Raw genomic sequence first — 18,118 nt, 5'->3', positions numbered from 1 at the left:
ACAAAATTCACATAATCCTGTTATTCAGAAATTTTCTAGATAAGGACTGTTTCTGTTAAATTTCAAAATCGTATTTTTACAATAATTAGAACCTATTTGGTGTAATTATTTTTAACACATAGAAACATTAGCATTATTGAACTCAAAAAAAGGCATTTTCACTCGCATTAACAAACATAGCTATGTGTGAGAAACGAGTTTCTTCTGATTTCCTTTTTCAAATCAAAAATCTATGTTTCTCTATGCTTAATTAATTTTTATACATTACACTTAGAATAAATGTCACTTCATGATTTACCTTGATAACAATGCAACTACCCGTTTAGATGATCGCATATTAAATACTATGCTTCCGTACTTTACAGAAAATTATGCAAATGCAGGAAGTGCCCATCTTGCAGGATTAACAGTTAGTGAAGCTGTGGCCAATGCGGCATGGCAAACAGCAAAATTGATTGGTGCCAAAGAAGAAGAAATTATCTTTACATCTGGTGCAACCGAAGCTATAAATCTCGCGATTAAAGGCCTTGCTAATCAATATCGTAAACATATTGTTACAATTGTAACAGAACACAAAGCTGTACTCAATACTTGCGAATTTATGGAAAGTATTGGGTTTGAAGTTACCTATTTACCGGTGGGTTCTGATGGCATATTAGATCTTAATGTTTTAAATGAATCAATAACAGATAAAACACTGATTGTCATCACAATGTTAACTAACAATGAAACTGGTGTAACTCAAAATATTGAGGCAATTTCTGAACTTGCTCACGCCAAAAATGCATTGTTTATGTGTGATGCTACGCAGGCAGTTGGAAAAATCCCGGTTGATGTTGAAAAACTAAAAATTGATCTTTTACCGCTTTCTGCTCATAAATTTTATGGTCCAAAAGGTATTGGTGCTTTGTACATTTCGGCGAAAGCCAAATTAAAGTTACTGTCTCAGCTACACGGCGGACAACAACAGCAAAAATTGCGAAGCGGAACATTAAATGTACCCGGAATTATTGGTTTAGGTAAAGCAAGTGAAATTGCTGTTAATGAATTAGAAAGTGATAAAAATAGAATTGAAAAATTAAGAGATAAACTTGAAAATGGCCTGCTAAATTTTGAAGGTTCATTTGTAAACGGAAATACTGAAAACCGAATTTACAACACGACCAATATTTGTTTTCCGGGTGTTGTTTCCGAAACTTTAATTCTCGCTTTACAGGATATTTCTGTTTCTAATGGTGCTTCTTGTTCGGCTGTAACATCAAAACCTTCGCATGTTTTAAAAGCGCTGGGTTTATCTGATAATGATGCCTTGAGTTCGATACGCTTTAGTTTGGGAAGATTTACTACTGAAAGGGAAATTGATTTGGCTGTTGAGCGGATTTTGGATTTGGCTGGAAAGCTGAAGTCGTAGTTTTTTTTCACGCAGATTTTGCAGATTAAGCAGATTTATTCTCGGTTTTTGTCATTTCTCTCCCGAAGCTTCGGGATCGAAATGACAAGCTTTAAAAATAAAAACTTCGTGCCTTAGCGTCTTTGCGGCAAATCTTCAAATCTTCAAAAAAGCTTCTCATAATCCTCAATTGTATCAATATCGATATTGCCTTTTTCGAAAGGAACGGCAATGACATCATCAATAAAACGGTTGATTATTTTTTTTGCACCTTCATGACCTTCCAATTCTAAAAGTTCATGGAAGTATTTTTTATTAAAAAGAACGGGAGTTCCTAATGTTTCAGAATAAGCAGATGCTGCAATTCCTTTTTCGTTATTTTGATAATGATGAATTAAATCATCAAAAATAGCACTTGTTAAATAAGGCTGATCGCAAACGGCAAAAATACAGCTTTCACAATCCGGATATAACAGCAAAAGCTCTTTAAGTCCTTTGGCGATTGAAGTTGACATGCCTTTTTGCCAATCTGAGTTAAAGCAGATTTGTATTTCATCACTATTAAGACTTTTTTCTATTGTTTCACTATTTGATCCCGTTACCACGATAATAATTGAATCAATAACTGATAAAGCAGCTGTAATTGTGTTTTTTAAGAGCGTTGCGTTTTTGTAGTCCAGCAATTGTTTGGGCTGCCCTAATCTTGAAGAATTTCCTGCAGCCAGAATAACAATACCTGTTTTTAAATCATTCGACATAGGGCGCTGTGTTATGAATTTTTCCGGTTTTGTATTTGAGTGAAGTACCCGTTTTGCTACTCATCATTGCTTTTATTTCAGCAACAATCGACAAAGCAATTTCTTCGGAAGTTTCTGCACCAATATCAAGTCCGATTGGTCCATAAATGCGATTTAATTGCTCTTCTGTTACTTTTATTCCTTCACTCAACAAATCATCAAACATGCGGTTTAATTTTGTTTTCGGCCCGAGAATGCCAATATATCTGCAATCGGCTTGCAAAAGCAATTTTAGCATTGCTAAATCGTATTTATAATTGTGTGTAATTAGTACAAAATAAGTTTGATAATCAATGTTTATATTTTCAAATACCTGCTCCGGTTTTCCAACCCATATTTGTTTTGCTTCCGGAAACCGTTTCGTGGTTGCATGGGTGGCGCGGCCTTCGGCTATTGTAATTTCCCAGCCAGCTATTTCAACCATTTTTGCAAGTGGCTGTACATCGTTTCCGGCACCAACAATAATAAGTGAAACTGGTGGCGTAACGTATTCGATTAAAGCTTCGGTGTCGCTGTTTTCGTTTACTTTTTTTATGATTGTAAGCTTATCTTCCAAAACCTTTTTTGCATCCGGAAGCAGTTCTAAAGCTATGTTATTTGAATATAAAGGCTCTGTATTTTCTCTGTAAAACAATATAGTTCCGTCTTGTTTTGCCTGTTTTTGTAATGAAAACAAAGTACCAATTATGGCAGGTTTTCTTTCTGCCTGTAATTGTTGCAAAAGCTGGATTGGATTATTTTTTACCGTTTCGTCAATATATTCAAACAGAATATGAACGATTCCGTTACAGCCTAATTGCAGTCCTACTTCAACATCTTCGTCGTTACTGGTATTATATGTTATTAATTTATTTTGCTGCTGATGAATAGAAAGTAAAGCTTTTCGAAGCGCGTCTCCTTCAAGACAGCCTCCACTGATTGCGCCAGTAAGAAAACCATCTTCGGTAACGAGCATACGTGCGCCGGGCTGACGGTAGGATGAACCTTCAACTTTAACTACTGTAGCCAAGGCTGTTTTTTTTCCTGCAAGTTTTGCTTCTGAATAAGCTTTAAGAATTTCGGTAGTTTCTTTCATGGTTAAAAATGCCTTCTAACAAAAATAAAGGATTTAAATAGTTTTATCACAAAGCATACTAAGATTTTTACGAAGTATTCAAAGCTAATTTAGCTTACAGCAAAAAAGAAAGCTATATTATTGTAAATAATTTTGCACAAAAATTTTTTATTGTTTTTAAGGCTTTTAGCGCTTACGTTTTGATTATCTCAATAGTAAATTTGGTGTATAATCTACATTTAATGTTTTATTTTTTTAGAAGCTTATATCTAACAAATAAAACTAACAATCACATGTGAAAATTTAAATTAGTTCAACCAAACCAAAAAACAAATGATAAACATCTCTTATTTTCACAGTTTAACACCAGAATGGCAAGAGCAATTTGTACATGATATTAAAGGTGAGCTCATTAATAATAAAATAATTTCAATTCCAGAATCAATTGGCCACGGGCATTATTACTTCACTCCTGTAAAAAGCTATATATCTGCTATCTACATGGATTTTACAGCGAAAATTCCACTTAAAATAAACAGACATAAATCTGATAGTGAATTGTATATTTTTCATTTTGATTTAAGTGATGAAGCCAACTTAATAAAGATTAAAAGATCCAATTATAAAATAGGCTCCAGTAAAGGTTCAGGTGTTCTTGTACTAGACAATCAGATAGATAGTTCTTTCGAACCTGTGGTTGGTAAACGAATATCTGCTTTACGGCTATTGGTTGATAAAAAGAAAATGGACTTTTTTTTAAAGAACAGACCCATCGGTTCTATCTCAAAATCGAAAACTATAACACCTCAAAAATTCGTTTACTATTATAATGAAATCGACAGCAAAAGTATTCTTGCTTTAAGATCTATTATGAATAAATCTATTTTTGAACTTTCGTTTGATTCTTATCTAAAAGGTATTTCGTTAAAATTACTGGCTAATTTTTTAAACAAACAAGAACATTTCGAAGAAGAAAAAACTTTGATTAATAAAACCGACAGCCAAAGGATTCTCAATACAAAAAGCTATATATTAAAGAATTTACACGAGCCTTTCCCTTCTGTTTTATTTTTGGCAGACATGGCCGGAATGTCTGTTACAAAATATAAAACATTATTTAAGAAGCATTTAGCAACAACTCCAAAAAAAGTATATGTTAAAGAAAAATTTTTACTTGCCAAAAAAATGATTGAAAGCGGCAAATATAGCTTATTGTCAGAGGTAATGCATGAACTTAATTACTACAACTTAAATTACTTTAAAGCTCAGTACACTATTTTTTTTAGAAAAAGTCCAACCAAATATTTTCCCAGAAATACAAAAAATAAAATAATTAATGAAAGATAGAAAATAAACAAAAGGGGCAATTACGGAGTCGGAAAAGTCGAAAAAAAATACTCCTCTTTAATTTATTTTATCGGTAAAAAATGCTTTCTATTTGGCAGAATACTATTATTACATTCATAAGTAATTGGATAAAAAAATCAATTTTATCTCTTAAATACTTCGTTTAAAAGTAAAAATAAACCTACATTTATAAACCAAATATTTAGAGATTTCAGTTTATTTATAGGGACTGTAGTCTCATTTAAAGAATTACTTTTAATGAAAACAATTAGTTTTTCGTACAGTGCAGATTTTGACTGGACGTCATCATTAGCTGAGCAGCTTGATGGCAAAATTGAAAAAAACGCTATAACTTCCTGTGAATCTATTTCTACAGGAGACCGCTATTTTATGAACATTCAAAAAGGTGTTGTTGTATATTATCATAATACGATTACACAGGTGGATATCAGAATGATTCAAAAAAACAAAACTGATGACTTTATAGCTGCTTATTATATTTTGAGTGACAAATATTCAAAATATTTAAGCAATGACTTTTCTGTGGAGATTGGCCGGTGGCGTTATAATTTTTTAATTGTCGATAGCAAAGTAGAATCAACTTATTATATAAAAGCAGGAACCAAAACATTGGCTTTGGCGCTATTCATTAAAAAAAGTGTAATACAATCGTTTGCAAAAATCAACCATTACTGCTTTCCTGACCTTGACAAAATGCTAAACCCATCCGAAAATCTGATTATCAGACTTGACAGAATGAGTAATGAAAGTATTCAGGAAATAAACGACTTGCGCAAATTAAAGGTGGGCAGCGTAATATTTGAATTGTATTTAAAGGCAACTGTCGAATTATTATTCTCCAATTATTTAAAAAAGGTAAGTACCAACAGAACTATCATAGAAACTGATGATTCTGATTTTTCAAATATTGTGACTGCCAAACTTTTTCTAATTAATAATATTGAGGAACATTTTCCGAGTATAAAAAGCATATCTAGCATTGCTAATATGTCTGAATCCAAGTTTCAGCATTTATTCAAAAAAATAACAGGAACTACGGTTAATAATTATTTCATGTATAATAAATTAATACGAGCCAAAGAACTTCTTGAAGAGAATGAATTAACGGTTTCTGAAATTTCAGACAAGCTTCATTTCACAAATAGTTCTCATTTTGCTTCTACATTTAAAAAACATTTCGGCATTTTACCAAAACAATTTATCAAGCAATTATAAGCTGTTTTCAAGTTCTCGGTTTTGATTTTTGCAGATTTTATAAACCTAATATTATCAAATAATTATTTTTTTCTTCACCATAATTTATATGATGAAGTTTTGTATTTTTATCAGGCAAAATAAAATATTACCTAACTTAAACCAATAATTATGGGAAAATTTGTGATTACAAAAAGAGCCAACGGAGAATTTCAATTCAATTTAAAAGCTGGAAATGGACAGACTATTTTAACCAGCGAAGGTTACAGCACAAAAGCAGCGTGCACTAACGGAATTGAATCTGTAAAAACAAATTCACAGGACGATGCCAGATTCGACAAAAAAGAATCAAGTAATGGAAAACCATATTTTAACTTAAAGGCATCAAACGGTCAGATTATTGGCGCAAGCGAAATGTATGAAAGCACATCTGCCAGAGATAACGGAATCGCATCTGTAAAAACAAATGCTCCTGAAGCTGTTACAGACGATCAAACAGCATAATTCTAAATATTAAATAAACACGAATTTCACAAATCGTGAAATTCGTGTTTAAATAATTTAAAATAAATTGTTGGTTTTATATAGGTCCGAATTTCTTTTTGTACCGATACAATTCATCTTCAGTTTTTTTTAGAAGTTTTTCGAGAAGCTTTATTTTATCTTCGTAAAGCGTTTTCAGAGTTTCGTTGTTATCCTGATTAATGAGGATACTGCCGTTGTTGTTTCCTTTTACATTATTAAAATTATTAAAGTACCTCTGGCTGTCGAAACTAATAATATCTTCTACACTAACATCTAAAATACGGGCAATTTCAACCAATTTAATATAGGAAAGAACCGTTTTTCCTTTTTCAATTTTACTATAACCCGCCTGGGTGACACCTAGTTGATCTGCCATATATTCCTGAGTGTAATTTTTTAACTCTCTAATGCTTTTTATTTTGTTTTTTATTGAAGTGGCCATAAACTTTGTTTGGGGGGATGGTATAGCTATAACTACAATGCATAATCTGAATTTGCTCCAAATGTAGGTCAATGAAGCACCGTATATATGTTATTTTTTTTTAATGGTAATTATGAAACCGTATACTATTGCAACAGCCATAAATGCCCAATCGAAAGATGAAATTCCGAATAATGATTGATTCATTTTATTTTTGGTTTATGCTTCCTGCAAAATCTGATCAAATTTCAGACTAAGGTACTGGTCAATTTGTTTTCCTATTTTTGTTCGGTCTAATGCTTTTATTTTAACTTTGGTTTCTTTTTGATAAACGTCTTTTACGATAACATAATAATCAAATTCGAGATTTTTGGGAAATCTTAAAATGATTAAAATAGTGTAACAGAGCAAAGTTGGAATAATGTAGTAGAGTTCGGCAAAATTCGAAAAAATAATAAAATAATAAGCAAAAGCGGTAACAATTAAAAAAGCAATGTTTTCAAAAAAATAGGATTTCTTTTTTTTGAGCAATCCAAGCTCGACAATTTCGTCAAAATTGTATTGCCAGTGTTCGGATCCGTAATAAAATCGGACTTGGTCGTGTGTGAGAGTAATAAACATAGTAATTGTGTTGTTTAAAATAATAAGTATTTAATAATGAAATCTTAAATACAGTAGTGAAAAACCATTTTTACACCTGAAAAAGGGTATAAAAACACTAAAAATGTTACGAAACATTCTCAATCGCAATATTACGTATATTCTGCTTTTTTATTCTTACAAATAGCATCATAGAATATAACTATACGTTGTAATTCAATCTTAATATCACTTTTTACTGATTTTTGATATAGCGAGATTGAGATTTTACTTATATAGTATTCTATCCTAAAATTGAATTGTAAAACTCAAAAATTATTACCCAAAATAAAGGCCGTTTCTTTATATTAGAAACGGCCTTTATTCATCAAAATTATTCTTTTTTACTATTTTTTTTAAATGCATTCACCTAAAAATCATTTGTTTCATACATTATTATATCTAATGAATTTATTTTTCACGAATCATATTTTCAATTCGTGAAAACGATATTTCAGGATTTGCTCCCGTAGATTCTGCAACCAAAGCACCAACGGCACAAGCAAAATCAATCGAAGTCTGCGGATCCTTATCGGTAAGTAAATAAGTTATTAACGAGGCTAGAAACGAATCGCCTGCCCCAACTGTATCGGCAACTTTTATGGGATAACCCTCATTTTCGTAAAGCTGTCCCTTCCAAAACAATAAAGCGCCGTTTTTACCTCTTGTTACGCAAATTGCTTTTGTGTGGGTAAGTTCTGCAATAAAATGAATATTTTCGTCCAGACTTTCAAAAGGTGATTGCAAAGCCCTGGCAATTTCGAGGATTTCTTCGTCATTAAACTTAATAAAATCTGCCGAAAGCATTAACCTTTCAAGCACTTCATACGTATAATGCGGTTTTCTTAAATTAACATCAAATACTTTATAAATGTTCATTTGCAGTAAATCTTCCAGAGATTCTCTCGAAACTTTATCACGGCAAACCAAACTTCCATAAATTAAAACATCGGCATTAATAACCAAAGTTTCCGCCTGATTATTCAGTACAATTTTATCCCACGCCGAAGGATAACTGATTTCGTAAGTGGCAGAACCCCTTTCGTCTAAAGTTACCTTTACCAACCCCGTCGGAAAAGTATCAGATTGCATAATGGCATCTGTTTGAAGCCCTAATTGTTTTACGTGGTTTAGAATTGCTTTTCCATCTTCGTCATTTCCTACGCAGCTTATCATTGCGACTTCACAGCCTAATGTTTTCATTCGCAAAGCCACATTAAGCGGGGCTCCGCCTATCTTTTTCTTATCATCAAAAACATCCCAAAGTACTTCTCCGTATGCTACTGCTTTAAGGCTTATATCGTTATTCATTCTTAACTTTTTTAATGGGTTCAATATTATAAAGTTAAGTTTTTATTTTTTGATTGGCTATAGAACGAGGAATATACAAACAAAAATAAGTCACAGCATGAGGCTATATTTATAGAAACATATGATATATAATTTACAAGGCTCCATAGAGCGACATATATCGCTCCTATGGAGCTTTCGGAATGCTGCTGAATTATTTTTGCTATAAATATTTTGCTCCGCTGGAGCTTTTTAGTTAATTATTACAGCGTGACTTTGACCATCTTTTGTTAATTTTTCTAATTAAAATATTTTTCAGGGAATGATCATAAAAACATTACTTATGGAATACTCTGTCATTAAAAAAATATATAAGATCATCTTGATGTAAAATAAAACTTGGAAAAGCAATCATTTTTTCTTTTGAATTCATTGTCATGCCACATGTCCTTACATATACTTCGACCATCACTTATTCTCATAATTTAGTATTTATAAGTCACAGCGTGACGCTATATTTATAGAAACATATGATATATAATTTATAAAGCTCCATAGGAGCGACATATATCGCTCCTATGGAGCTTTCGGAATGGTGCTGAATTATTTGCTATAAATATTTTGCTCCGCTGGAGCTTTTTAGTAAAGTATTACAGCGTGACTTTGACTATCTTTTGTTAATTTTCTAATTAAAATATTTTTCTGGGAATGAATAAAAACATTCTTTATGAAATACTCTGTCATAAAAAAATATATAAGATTATCTTGATCTACAATAAAACTTGGAAAAGCAATTATTTTTTCTTTTGAATTCATTGTCATGCCACATTACCTTACATATACTTCGACCATCACTTATTATCATAATTTAGTATTTATAAGTCACAGCGTGACGCTATATTTATAGAACAGCGTGACGATATATAGAAGATCGTGGCGGTATATTTATAGAAACATATGATATATAATTTATAAAGCTCCATAGGAGCGACATATATCTCTCCTATGGAGCTTTCGGAATGCTGCTGAATTATTTTTGCTATAAATATTTTGCTCCGCCGGAGCATTAATGCTATTACTCCAATAAAAAAACAATCAATCCCCTTGCACCGTGCGCACCCAAAACTAACGATTGTTCAATATCTGCCGTTTTTGAAGGTCCTGCAATAAAAGTTCCGAAACCATATTCCTGGTTTCCAATTCTTTCATACGCCTGATGCATCGTTGGGACAATGTCTTTTTTGTTTACGATAATCGCCAGATATTGTGCAATAAAAGGCGCTACACGCTGACCCAAAATATCATCGGTTACCCACAATGCGCTATTTTCGGCAACACCAAAATGTGCTTTAATAATCGTTAATTCAACATTTTGCAACAAATGCGGATCTTCGTTTTTCCAGTCTAAAACTGCTACTTCAGAAAGTTCCGGAACTGTGGTTATAATTCGTCTTTCTAGTGCGTAATTGTTTTTTAGAAAATCAATTATTTCATTGTAATTGGCAACTTCAATAAAATCGCCGCCAATGTTTTTTAAAACGGTTTTATAAGTATCCAAAACCTCAAATTGATCTGAACCTAAAACATTTAAGTCAGGCAAATGAGCAACTATATTGGGTTGGCTGTTTTTTATTTTTTGTAAAATTTGGTCTTTACTGCTCATCTTTTTTCGCTTTAGCTTCTCTCGAATTTTTCTTGTACCATTCTCTAAAAGATTCCTCGGGAACGCTTGGCATTTCGCGCTGGTCGTACCATTTGTTCATTTTATTATTCACCAAAGCGGGAATATTTTTCATAACAAATCTTCCTGATTTTCCGGCAATATTAAAAATAGTCGGATTTGCCAAAACGGTTGCCATAGTTTTCATTGCTGCGGTTTTTGCTGCTGGCGTATGCCCTTCTTTTACCAAAACCTGACGCCATTTGTACAACTGATCGTGAATGTCAATTTTTACAGGGCAAACATTGGTACACGAACCACAAAGCGTACTGGCAAAAGGCAAGTCTGCATTTTTGCTCATGTCGAGATTGGGAGCCAAAATAGCACCAATAGGTCCTGCAACGGCATTGTGATAACTGTGTCCGCCACTTCGTCTGTAAACCGGGCAAGTGTTCATACACGCGCCACAACGAATGCATTTTAATGAGTTTTTAAAATCTTCTCTGCCTAATTGTGTGCTTCTGCCGTTATCGACAATTACGATATGTATTTCTTTTCCGTCTCTTGGTTTCTTGAAATGACTTGAAAAAGTTGTAATCGGCTGTCCGGTTGCGCTTCTGGCTAATAATCTCAGGAAAACACCTAAATGTTTTCGCTGCGGAATCAATTTCTCAAATCCCATACAGGCAATATGAACATCGGCTAAATGCGCGCCCATATCGGCGTTTCCTTCATTGGTACAAACCACAAATTCGCCGGTTTCTGCAATTGCGAAGTTGACTCCGGTTAAAGCTACTTTTCTGGTTAAGAAGGTATTTCTTAAACTCAAACGTGCCGATTCTGTTAAATATTGAGGATCAAAATTTCCTTTTTCTGTTCCTAAATGTTCATGGAAAGTTTCGCTTACATCTTCTTTTTTAAGGTGAATCGCCGGCAAAACAATATGACTTGGCGGTTCCTTGCGAAGTTGAACAATATATTCTCCTAAATCAGAATCGATTACTTCGATGCCTTTTTCGGCCAGATAATCATTCAAATGGCATTCTTCTGTAAGCATTGATTTTGATTTCACCATTTGCTTTACATCATGTTTTGCCATGATCGAATGCACGATCTCATTGTGTTCTTTTGCATCTGCAGCCCAATGCACAATGATTCCGTTTTTTTGAGCATTAGCCTCAAATTCAACTAAATAATCATGAATATTGGAGAGTACATTGTTTTTTATTTGTGAAGCCGTTTCGCGAAGCAATTCCCAATCTGGTATATTATGCGCGGCTCTGTCACGTTTTTCACGAACAAACCAAAGGGTTTCATCATGCCAGTTTACGCGTTCTACATCTTTGTTAAAACGTGTTGCGGCTTCGCTGTGTTCGATTATTTTTTTTGAAGACATTTTTTTTCCTTATTTATTTTACCATTAAGACATTAAGTAATTTAAGCCCAGCTTTATGAACTTAATCTCTTAATGGTAAAAAGAAAATTAAGCTTAACTTTAAAAATCACTTAGTTTTCAAACGAATTTAATATTTCGGCTATATGAATGGTTTTGATGGTGCTTTTTTGTCTTTTCAGAATTCCTTCTAAATGCATTAAGCACGACATATCGCCACCTGTAATATAATCAACCTGATGCTTTTCATGATCTTTGATTCGGTCTTGTCCCATTTTTACAGAAACAGCTTCTTCCGTTACGCAAAATGTTCCGCCAAAACCACAGCATTCATCTTTTCTCGAAAGAGAAACCAAATCAAGTCCGTTTATTTTGCTTAATAATTGTTCGGGTTTAGAGAAAAATGGCGCATTTAATTCCGTCATCTGCGAAAGCTTTAACCCTCGTTGACCGTGACAGCTTACGTGCATTCCAACTCTAAATGGGAAATTTCCGTTGATATGATCTACTTTCAAAATATCGGTAATAAACTCCGTTAATTCAAAAACCTTTTTACGCATTTCTGCTGCTAATTCTTCTTGTTTATCATCGTGTAAATGCTCTTTTACATGCAAAACACAACTTCCGGACGGACAAACGATATAATCAAATCCAGCAAAATTGGCGATAAAATTGGCATCACAGCCTTTGGTTAAATATTGATATCCGCTGTTTGCCATTGGCTGTCCACAACAGGTTTGCCCCATCGGAAAATGAACTTCACAGCCTAATTTCTGCAAAAGTTCATAAGTTGCAATCGCTACTTTTGGGTAAAACTGATCGACATAACACGGTATAAATAATCCAATTTTCATATTCTTTTTCATTATTTTTTAAACACATAAGCTATGTGTTTTACTATTTTTTCACGCAGATTTTATTCTCATTTTTGTGATCCTGACGAAGGAAGGGTCTTTAAAAGTAACACTACAAAGATTAGCGATTTTGTTTGCGGAGTTACTTGCGGAGATTCCTCGTTCCTCGGAATGACAAACTAACTTCAATAATTATAATAAAAATCTGCTCGATCTACCAGATCTGCGTGAAATATAATCTTTTAATCTGTCGTTATTATTTTCCACTCAAACCAAACAGATTTTTAATTTTTAATTCTAAATTTTTAATTCCAAATCTAGTGTTTATAAAACTTCAAATCAATCAAATCATTTTGAATTGGTTTTGGATTCCAGTTTTGATGAATTGCCAATGCTGCTCCCAAAGCACTTGCCTGCGCCATTGATGCTGCATAGACTTCTACATCCGGAAAAGCTTCTGCCAGTAAATTCATGAAAATGGAATTTTTACTGAAACCTCCGTCTACAAAAATCTTCTTTACAGGACTATTACGAATGACTAAATTAGTTGAAAAAAACTGTTGTTCGACCAAATCAAGCATTAATTGATGGTACGCAATATCGTAACTTTTAAATGTATTTAAATCTCTCTTTTGAAACGGACATTCTTTAAGAATATCAAAATCATATTTCTTTGGATAAACGATTTGGAAATTTAAGGCTCTTAAATTCGAAACTATCTTTTTATCAAAATAAATATCCTTGAAAGAATCAAACGGTACATTAAAATGTTCTGCTAATCTTTTGGCCTGAATTTCATGTTCGTTACCTGCAAATAATCGTGCTGCTTTTACCGGTTTTTCGGTGTATTGCATGTAACACAAACAATCGTTTTGAAGTTCTTCAAACGTTAAAGGCTTATTATTAAATGGATTCAATGAAATACTCCATGTTCCCGTTGATAATAAAACAAAAGGTTCTGTAAAATTAATCGTGTACGGAATAATTGCTGATGAACTATCGTGCAAACCAATACCGACAGCGATACCGTTTTCTTTTTTGATAATATCTTTTCCAGGATGAATTGGCGGAAGTTTATCTTTAATACCTTCATTTTTAAGCCATTTGTGATACTTCATCTTTTTAAAATTCCAAAGATTGGTGTGGCATCCAATGCTCGTAATATCAGTATAAGCTTCGCCGGTTAACAGAAAACTCAAATATTGCGGAAGATGTAAACAATACTGTACTTTTAAAAACAACTCCGGATTTTCTTCTTTTAATCTGTAAATCTGCATTCCTGAATTCAGATTTCCTAAAACAGGAGAAGCTGTTTTTACAGCAAAAACTTCTTCTCCTTTGTATTTAGTATAAAAATTGTCTTTTAGCTCTTTTGGATACTCTTTTAGATAGTTGTATAAAGGCGTTAAAACTTCGCCTTTACCATCAATATAAACAAAACTAGCTCCGTACGTGCTAAAATTTATGGCTTTAAGAGTGTAATTACTCAGTTCTTTTATTTCTGATAATCGATCGAGAATCCAGCTTTTCAGGACTTCAATATCTTCACACGGAAAACCGTCTTCATCAACTGTTTCCTGGAGATTTACTGACTTTTCCCAAACAATTTTATAGTTTTCATCAAATAAAAATACTTTTTTGTTGGTTTTACCAATATCAAAAATTGCAACTACATTCATTTTTTTAATATAAATTATGAATTATTAATTATGAATTACAGAATTATGATTTTACCCGAAGAGGTCAATGTTATTGAAATTTGATGTTTTTCTATATTAAACAATAGTCTAATTAATAACTCATAATTCATAACTCCTAATTACAATCCTGTTGCCATTGTTTTTAATCCTCTTTCTCCAATTAGATTTTCTCTAACGGCAAGACTGCGATACAATTCAACCGGATTTAATGCCGCTCCGGAACGCAAACGAGCTTCGGCAACCAAAGCGCGAACATCTGTACGGAAAGCATTTTGCAGAATTTCCTGCGCTTTTACCACATCATTCTCATCCTGTGCAATTTCCAAAGCTTTTCGGTCTACCAAAAGTGCCTGGGCATAAGCAATCATAATCGCTTCTACAGATTGCAATAAATCTTCTAAAGGATCTTTGATGTTGTGAGAAGCATCGATCATCCATCCTAAATCTTTGGCGTGATTCATTCCTCTGGCATCCATCCCCTCAACTAATTCATTGAAAATCAAGAATAATTGATAAGGTTTTAAAGCCCCCGCTGTTAAATCGTCGTCGCCATATTTTGAATCATTAAAGTGGAAACCACCCAATTTATTTTCCATTAATAATAAAGAAACAATTTGCTCGATATTGGCGTTTGGCAAATGATGTCCTAAATCGACTAATGTCTGCGCTTTGTCTCCTAATTTTTTTACATAAGAATAGGATTGTCCCCAATCTGCCACTGTTGTAGAATAAAAGTTAGGCTCAGCACATTTGTATTCTAAAAATAATTTCCAGTTAGAGGGCAAAGCGTCGTAGATTTCTTCTAAACTTTCTAAGGTATTTTGATAGGCGCGACGGAAGTTTAATTGTCCCGGAAAAGAAGATCCGTCTGCTAACCAAACTGTTAGTGATTCCGATCCTAATTCGATTCCGTGTTTGATCACTTCAATATTGTGAGCGATCGCTTGTTTACGAACCGCTTTATTTACGTTTTGTAAAGAACCAAATTTATAAGTATGTTCCTGATTGGCCTGATCCTGAAAAGTATTCGAATTCATGGCATCAAACTTTAAACCGTGTTGTCCGGCTAATGTTTTGATTGCTTTATAATCCTGTGGAATATCCCACGGGATGTGCAATGAAATCGCTCCGGAAGCTTTGTTTAAAGCATGAAGCAAACCTACATCTTCGATTTTTTCTTCGATCGAACGTGGTTCTCCGCCTCCTGCAAAACGCCCGAATCTTGTTCCTCCGGTTCCCAAAGCCCAAGATGGAATTGCAATTTGGAATTCGATTAATTTTTTAATAATCGCTTCTGCATCACCAATTTCTGAAGTTGTAAATGCAAATTTATTTTGATGTTTTTTTAGTAACTCATCATTATGAGAGTCTATTTTGTTTGATCCAATTAACATATTTTTTCTCTTTAATGGAATTTCAATTGCTAAATATATAAATTGAATTCCTGTTTTACTATACTATTTTGAAGCTAATTTGTCTGTTTAATATTCTTTTACATTTTAAAAACCTAACGTTCGAAATCATCGAACGCTAGATCACAAAAAACCACTTTTGCTTAAACAAACTTAAAAAAAACTATTTTTAACTCATTGGGAGTAATGCCTGAAAATTTAATTAAACACATAGAAACATAGGCTTTACATTTTCGAAAAAAGAAATCAAAAAGAAACTCGTTTCTCACACATAGCTATGTTTGTTAATGCAAGTGAAACGCCTTTATTCACTTTTATAAGCTATGTTTCTATGTGTTTAAAATCACACCCAAAGGTTTATTTTATCTATAGAAGCCCATTGATACCCCGCCGTCTACATTTAGTGCGTTTCCTGTCGATTTATCAAGTAAACCGCCAACAAAAGCAAAACACGCATTGGCAATATCGTCGGGTAATATGATTTCGTTGAGTAAGGTGCGTTTGGCATAATATGCCGGCAGTTCTTCCACCGTAATGCCATACGCTTTTGCACGTCCTTCTGCCCAGCCTCCAGACCAAATATTGGAGTCTGAAATTACAGCGTCAGGATTTACCGTATTGACACGGATTTTATCTGCTCCCAATTCCGCGGCCATAAGACGCGTTAAATGGGCTTGGGCCGCTTTTGCCGATCCGTAACCCGGATTGTTTGGGCCTGCAACAACTGCGTTTTTCGATACAATGTTTACAATGTCTCCACCGAATCCCTGTTTACGCATTACTTCGATTCCGGCTTTTGAAACTATAAATTGTCCTTTAACCAGAATGTCGTATAATCTGTCCCATTCTTCGAGCGTGTGTTCTGCGATAGATTTTGAGATGCTGATTCCGGCGTTGTTTACCACGATATCCACTCCTCCAAAAGCAAGGCAGGCTTCGTCAAGTGCTTTTTCTGTACTGCTTTCGTTTGTAACATTTAAAAGCGTACTTGAAACTGCATCTTTTCCGAAAGCTTTGATGAAGTCTTTTGTAGCTTCTTCCAGTCTTTCTTCGTTGATATCGTTGATAATCACGCACGCACCTTCCTGAGCAAACTTTTTGGCGATTGCTTTTCCAATCCCTCCAGCTGATCCGGTGATAAGGGCCACTCTTCCTGAAAGTGCTTTTGGTTTTGGCATACGCTGTAATTTAGCTTCTTCGAGTAACCAATATTCGATATCAAAAGCTTCCTGATGTGGAAGTGAAGTATACTGCGAAACTGCTTCTGCGCCTTTCATTACATTCACTGCATTCACATAATATTCTGATGCCAAACGTGCCATTGTTTTATCTTTGGCAAAAGTGAACATTCCAACTCCCGGATATAAAATTACCACAGGATTTGGGTCGCGCATTGCCGGTGAATTATCTTTCTTGCATTTATTGTAATAATCCTTGTACATGGCTCTGTAGCCTTCAAAAGCAGGTTGTAATTTTGCTTTGATGGCATTTACATCTGATAAATCTTCGTTTGGATCCAGTTCCAAAACAAGCGGACTGATTTTAGTTCTCAAGAAGTGATCTGGACAAGAAGTTCCAAGTGGGGCCAGTTTTTCCAAATCATTTGAATTGATGAATTCCAAAACCCTTGCATCATCGGTATAATGTCCAATCATTTGACGTTCTGATGAGCAGAATCCTCTTAAAATTGGCGCCACTTTTGCCGCTTTTAGTTTACGTTCGTTTTCCGATAAACTGTTTATTTTTTGTCCTCCAAAAACAGGACGTTTTTTTCCGTAGTTATCTTCTAAGTAAGTCGCGCATTTCTCGATTACTTCAAGCGTGTTGATGTAACTTTCGTATGAAGTTTCTCCCCAGGTAAAAAGTCCGTGAGAACCCAACATGATTCCTCTTAGTTTTTTTCCTTTTTTCTCCGCTTCTTCAAGGCAAGATCTTAGCTGAAGTCCAAGATCAAAACCCGGACGCTGCCAGCCTACCCAGCCAATTTCTCCGTCGAATAATTCTTCGGTGATTTTTGCACCGTCTTTGGCCGCTGCAATAGCAATAGCTGCATCGGGATGCAAGTGGTCGATATGTTTGAAAGGTAAAAATCCATGCAACGGTGTGTCGATTGACGGTGCTTTTGAAGCCAGGTCAAAAATACAGTGGTTGAATAATTCCACCATTTCATCTTCGAATTCAATGCCTCTGTACACGTTTTCCAAATTACGAAGCCTGTCTAAATACAATGCCGCACAGCCCGATTTTGTAAGTGTTCCAATATCGCCGCCGGATCCTTTGATCCACATTACTTCTGAGCTTTCACCAGTCAAAGGATCTTTGTCGGTGATTTTTACCGAAGTATTTCCTCCTCCGTAATTGGTCAATCTTAAATCGGCTCCAAGTAAATTAGAACGATAAATGAAAAGCGCTACTTCATCC

Annotated in this window: 15 protein-coding genes; 4 read left to right on the top strand and 11 right to left on the bottom strand. The window is 34.2% G+C overall.

The window, feature by feature from the left end:
* Positions 1 to 289 precede the first annotated feature (289 nt).
* Positions 290 to 1,411, top strand: coding sequence for a cysteine desulfurase family protein (locus SD960_RS21690; protein WP_318805943.1), 1,122 nt, complete (start codon positions 290 to 292; stop codon positions 1,409 to 1,411).
* A gap of 143 nt (positions 1,412 to 1,554) precedes the next feature.
* Here SD960_RS21690 and SD960_RS21685 read toward each other — a convergent pair whose 3' ends face one another.
* Positions 1,555 to 2,148 (bottom strand): nucleotidyltransferase family protein, encoded by a 594-nt coding sequence (locus tag SD960_RS21685; RefSeq protein ID WP_318805942.1) that lies wholly within the window; start codon positions 2,146 to 2,148, stop codon positions 1,555 to 1,557.
* Positions 2,138 to 3,262, bottom strand: coding sequence for an XdhC family protein (locus SD960_RS21680; RefSeq protein ID WP_318805941.1), 1,125 nt, complete (start codon positions 3,260 to 3,262; stop codon positions 2,138 to 2,140). The genes SD960_RS21685 and SD960_RS21680 overlap by 11 nt, the downstream gene beginning before the upstream one ends.
* A gap of 312 nt (positions 3,263 to 3,574) precedes the next feature.
* On the opposite strand from SD960_RS21680, the gene SD960_RS21675 reads away from it, so the two are divergent.
* The 3 genes from SD960_RS21675 to SD960_RS21665 all read left to right on the top strand — a co-directional run bounded on the left by SD960_RS21675 (position 3,575) and on the right by SD960_RS21665 (position 6,307).
* Positions 3,575 to 4,588, top strand: a complete 1,014-nt coding sequence (locus tag SD960_RS21675) for an AraC family transcriptional regulator (RefSeq protein ID WP_318805940.1) — start codon at positions 3,575 to 3,577, stop codon at positions 4,586 to 4,588.
* 258 nt (positions 4,589 to 4,846) lie between these two features.
* Positions 4,847 to 5,824: a helix-turn-helix transcriptional regulator gene (locus SD960_RS21670; RefSeq protein WP_318805939.1), complete on the top strand. Its 978-nt coding sequence runs from the start codon at positions 4,847 to 4,849 to the stop codon at positions 5,822 to 5,824.
* A 150-nt stretch (positions 5,825 to 5,974) separates the two neighbouring features.
* Entirely contained in the window at positions 5,975 to 6,307 is a 333-nt protein-coding gene (locus tag SD960_RS21665; protein ID WP_318805938.1) for a YegP family protein, read from the top strand.
* A gap of 76 nt (positions 6,308 to 6,383) precedes the next feature.
* On the opposite strand, the gene SD960_RS21660 is transcribed toward SD960_RS21665, so the two are convergent.
* From SD960_RS21660 to SD960_RS21620, 9 genes are all read right to left on the bottom strand, one after another.
* Positions 6,384 to 6,770 (bottom strand): helix-turn-helix transcriptional regulator, encoded by a 387-nt coding sequence (locus tag SD960_RS21660; RefSeq protein WP_115846195.1) that lies wholly within the window; start codon positions 6,768 to 6,770, stop codon positions 6,384 to 6,386.
* Positions 6,771 to 6,968: 198 nt separating this feature from the next.
* A complete protein-coding gene (locus tag SD960_RS21655; protein ID WP_318805937.1) occupies positions 6,969 to 7,370 on the bottom strand; it encodes a hypothetical protein in 402 nt (133 codons plus the stop codon).
* Between the two features lie 429 nt (positions 7,371 to 7,799).
* Positions 7,800 to 8,699, bottom strand: a complete 900-nt coding sequence (locus SD960_RS21650; RefSeq protein WP_318805936.1) for a carbohydrate kinase — start codon at positions 8,697 to 8,699, stop codon at positions 7,800 to 7,802.
* 1,054 nt (positions 8,700 to 9,753) lie between these two features.
* The gene (locus SD960_RS21645) at positions 9,754 to 10,341 is read right to left on the bottom strand and encodes a LutC/YkgG family protein (RefSeq protein ID WP_318805935.1); all 588 of its coding nucleotides are present in this window, start codon (positions 10,339 to 10,341) and stop codon (positions 9,754 to 9,756) included.
* Positions 10,331 to 11,734, bottom strand: coding sequence for a lactate utilization protein B (locus tag SD960_RS21640; RefSeq protein ID WP_318805934.1), 1,404 nt, complete (start codon positions 11,732 to 11,734; stop codon positions 10,331 to 10,333). Before SD960_RS21640 ends, SD960_RS21645 begins: the two co-directional genes overlap by 11 nt.
* A 110-nt stretch (positions 11,735 to 11,844) precedes the next feature.
* Positions 11,845 to 12,585 carry a (Fe-S)-binding protein gene (locus SD960_RS21635; RefSeq protein ID WP_318805975.1) on the bottom strand — a complete coding sequence of 247 codons (741 nt, stop codon included), beginning with the start codon at positions 12,583 to 12,585 and terminating at the stop codon, positions 11,845 to 11,847.
* Between the two features lie 317 nt (positions 12,586 to 12,902).
* Positions 12,903 to 14,264, bottom strand: a complete 1,362-nt coding sequence (locus SD960_RS21630) for an FGGY-family carbohydrate kinase (protein ID WP_318805933.1) — start codon at positions 14,262 to 14,264, stop codon at positions 12,903 to 12,905.
* A 140-nt stretch (positions 14,265 to 14,404) separates the two neighbouring features.
* Positions 14,405 to 15,679 (bottom strand): TIM barrel protein, encoded by a 1,275-nt coding sequence (locus SD960_RS21625; RefSeq protein WP_318805932.1) that lies wholly within the window; start codon positions 15,677 to 15,679, stop codon positions 14,405 to 14,407.
* A gap of 380 nt (positions 15,680 to 16,059) precedes the next feature.
* Positions 16,060 to 18,118, bottom strand: a 2,059-nt coding sequence (locus SD960_RS21620) for a bifunctional aldolase/short-chain dehydrogenase (protein WP_318805931.1), incomplete at its 5' end; no start/stop codon positions are given.

This window comes from Flavobacterium sp. MMLR14_040, from assembly GCF_033657265.1.
Lineage (GTDB): Bacteria > Bacteroidota > Bacteroidia > Flavobacteriales > Flavobacteriaceae > Flavobacterium.
The sequence above is the reverse complement of the archived record's forward strand: the minus strand, read 5'-3'. Positions and strand labels throughout refer to the sequence as shown.

Coding starts and splice junctions, on each gene's coding strand:
- SD960_RS21645 (WP_318805935.1), bottom strand. CDS start 10,341: ATGAGCAGTAAAGACCAAATTTTACAAAAAATAAAAAACAGCCAACCC.
- SD960_RS21650 (WP_318805936.1), bottom strand. CDS start 8,699: ATGAATAACGATATAAGCCTTAAAGCAGTAGCATACGGAGAAGTACTT.
- SD960_RS21675 (WP_318805940.1), top strand. CDS start 3,575: ATGATAAACATCTCTTATTTTCACAGTTTAACACCAGAATGGCAAGAG.
- SD960_RS21670 (WP_318805939.1), top strand. CDS start 4,847: ATGAAAACAATTAGTTTTTCGTACAGTGCAGATTTTGACTGGACGTCA.
- SD960_RS21635 (WP_318805975.1), bottom strand. CDS start 12,585: ATGAAAATTGGATTATTTATACCGTGTTATGTCGATCAGTTTTACCCA.
- SD960_RS21665 (WP_318805938.1), top strand. CDS start 5,975: ATGGGAAAATTTGTGATTACAAAAAGAGCCAACGGAGAATTTCAATTC.
- SD960_RS21625 (WP_318805932.1), bottom strand. CDS start 15,679: ATGTTAATTGGATCAAACAAAATAGACTCTCATAATGATGAGTTACTA.
- SD960_RS21685 (WP_318805942.1), bottom strand. CDS start 2,148: ATGTCGAATGATTTAAAAACAGGTATTGTTATTCTGGCTGCAGGAAAT.
- SD960_RS21660 (WP_115846195.1), bottom strand. CDS start 6,770: ATGGCCACTTCAATAAAAAACAAAATAAAAAGCATTAGAGAGTTAAAA.
- SD960_RS21640 (WP_318805934.1), bottom strand. CDS start 11,734: ATGTCTTCAAAAAAAATAATCGAACACAGCGAAGCCGCAACACGTTTT.
- SD960_RS21690 (WP_318805943.1), top strand. CDS start 290: ATGATTTACCTTGATAACAATGCAACTACCCGTTTAGATGATCGCATA.
- SD960_RS21630 (WP_318805933.1), bottom strand. CDS start 14,264: ATGAATGTAGTTGCAATTTTTGATATTGGTAAAACCAACAAAAAAGTA.
- SD960_RS21655 (WP_318805937.1), bottom strand. CDS start 7,370: ATGTTTATTACTCTCACACACGACCAAGTCCGATTTTATTACGGATCC.
- SD960_RS21680 (WP_318805941.1), bottom strand. CDS start 3,262: ATGAAAGAAACTACCGAAATTCTTAAAGCTTATTCAGAAGCAAAACTT.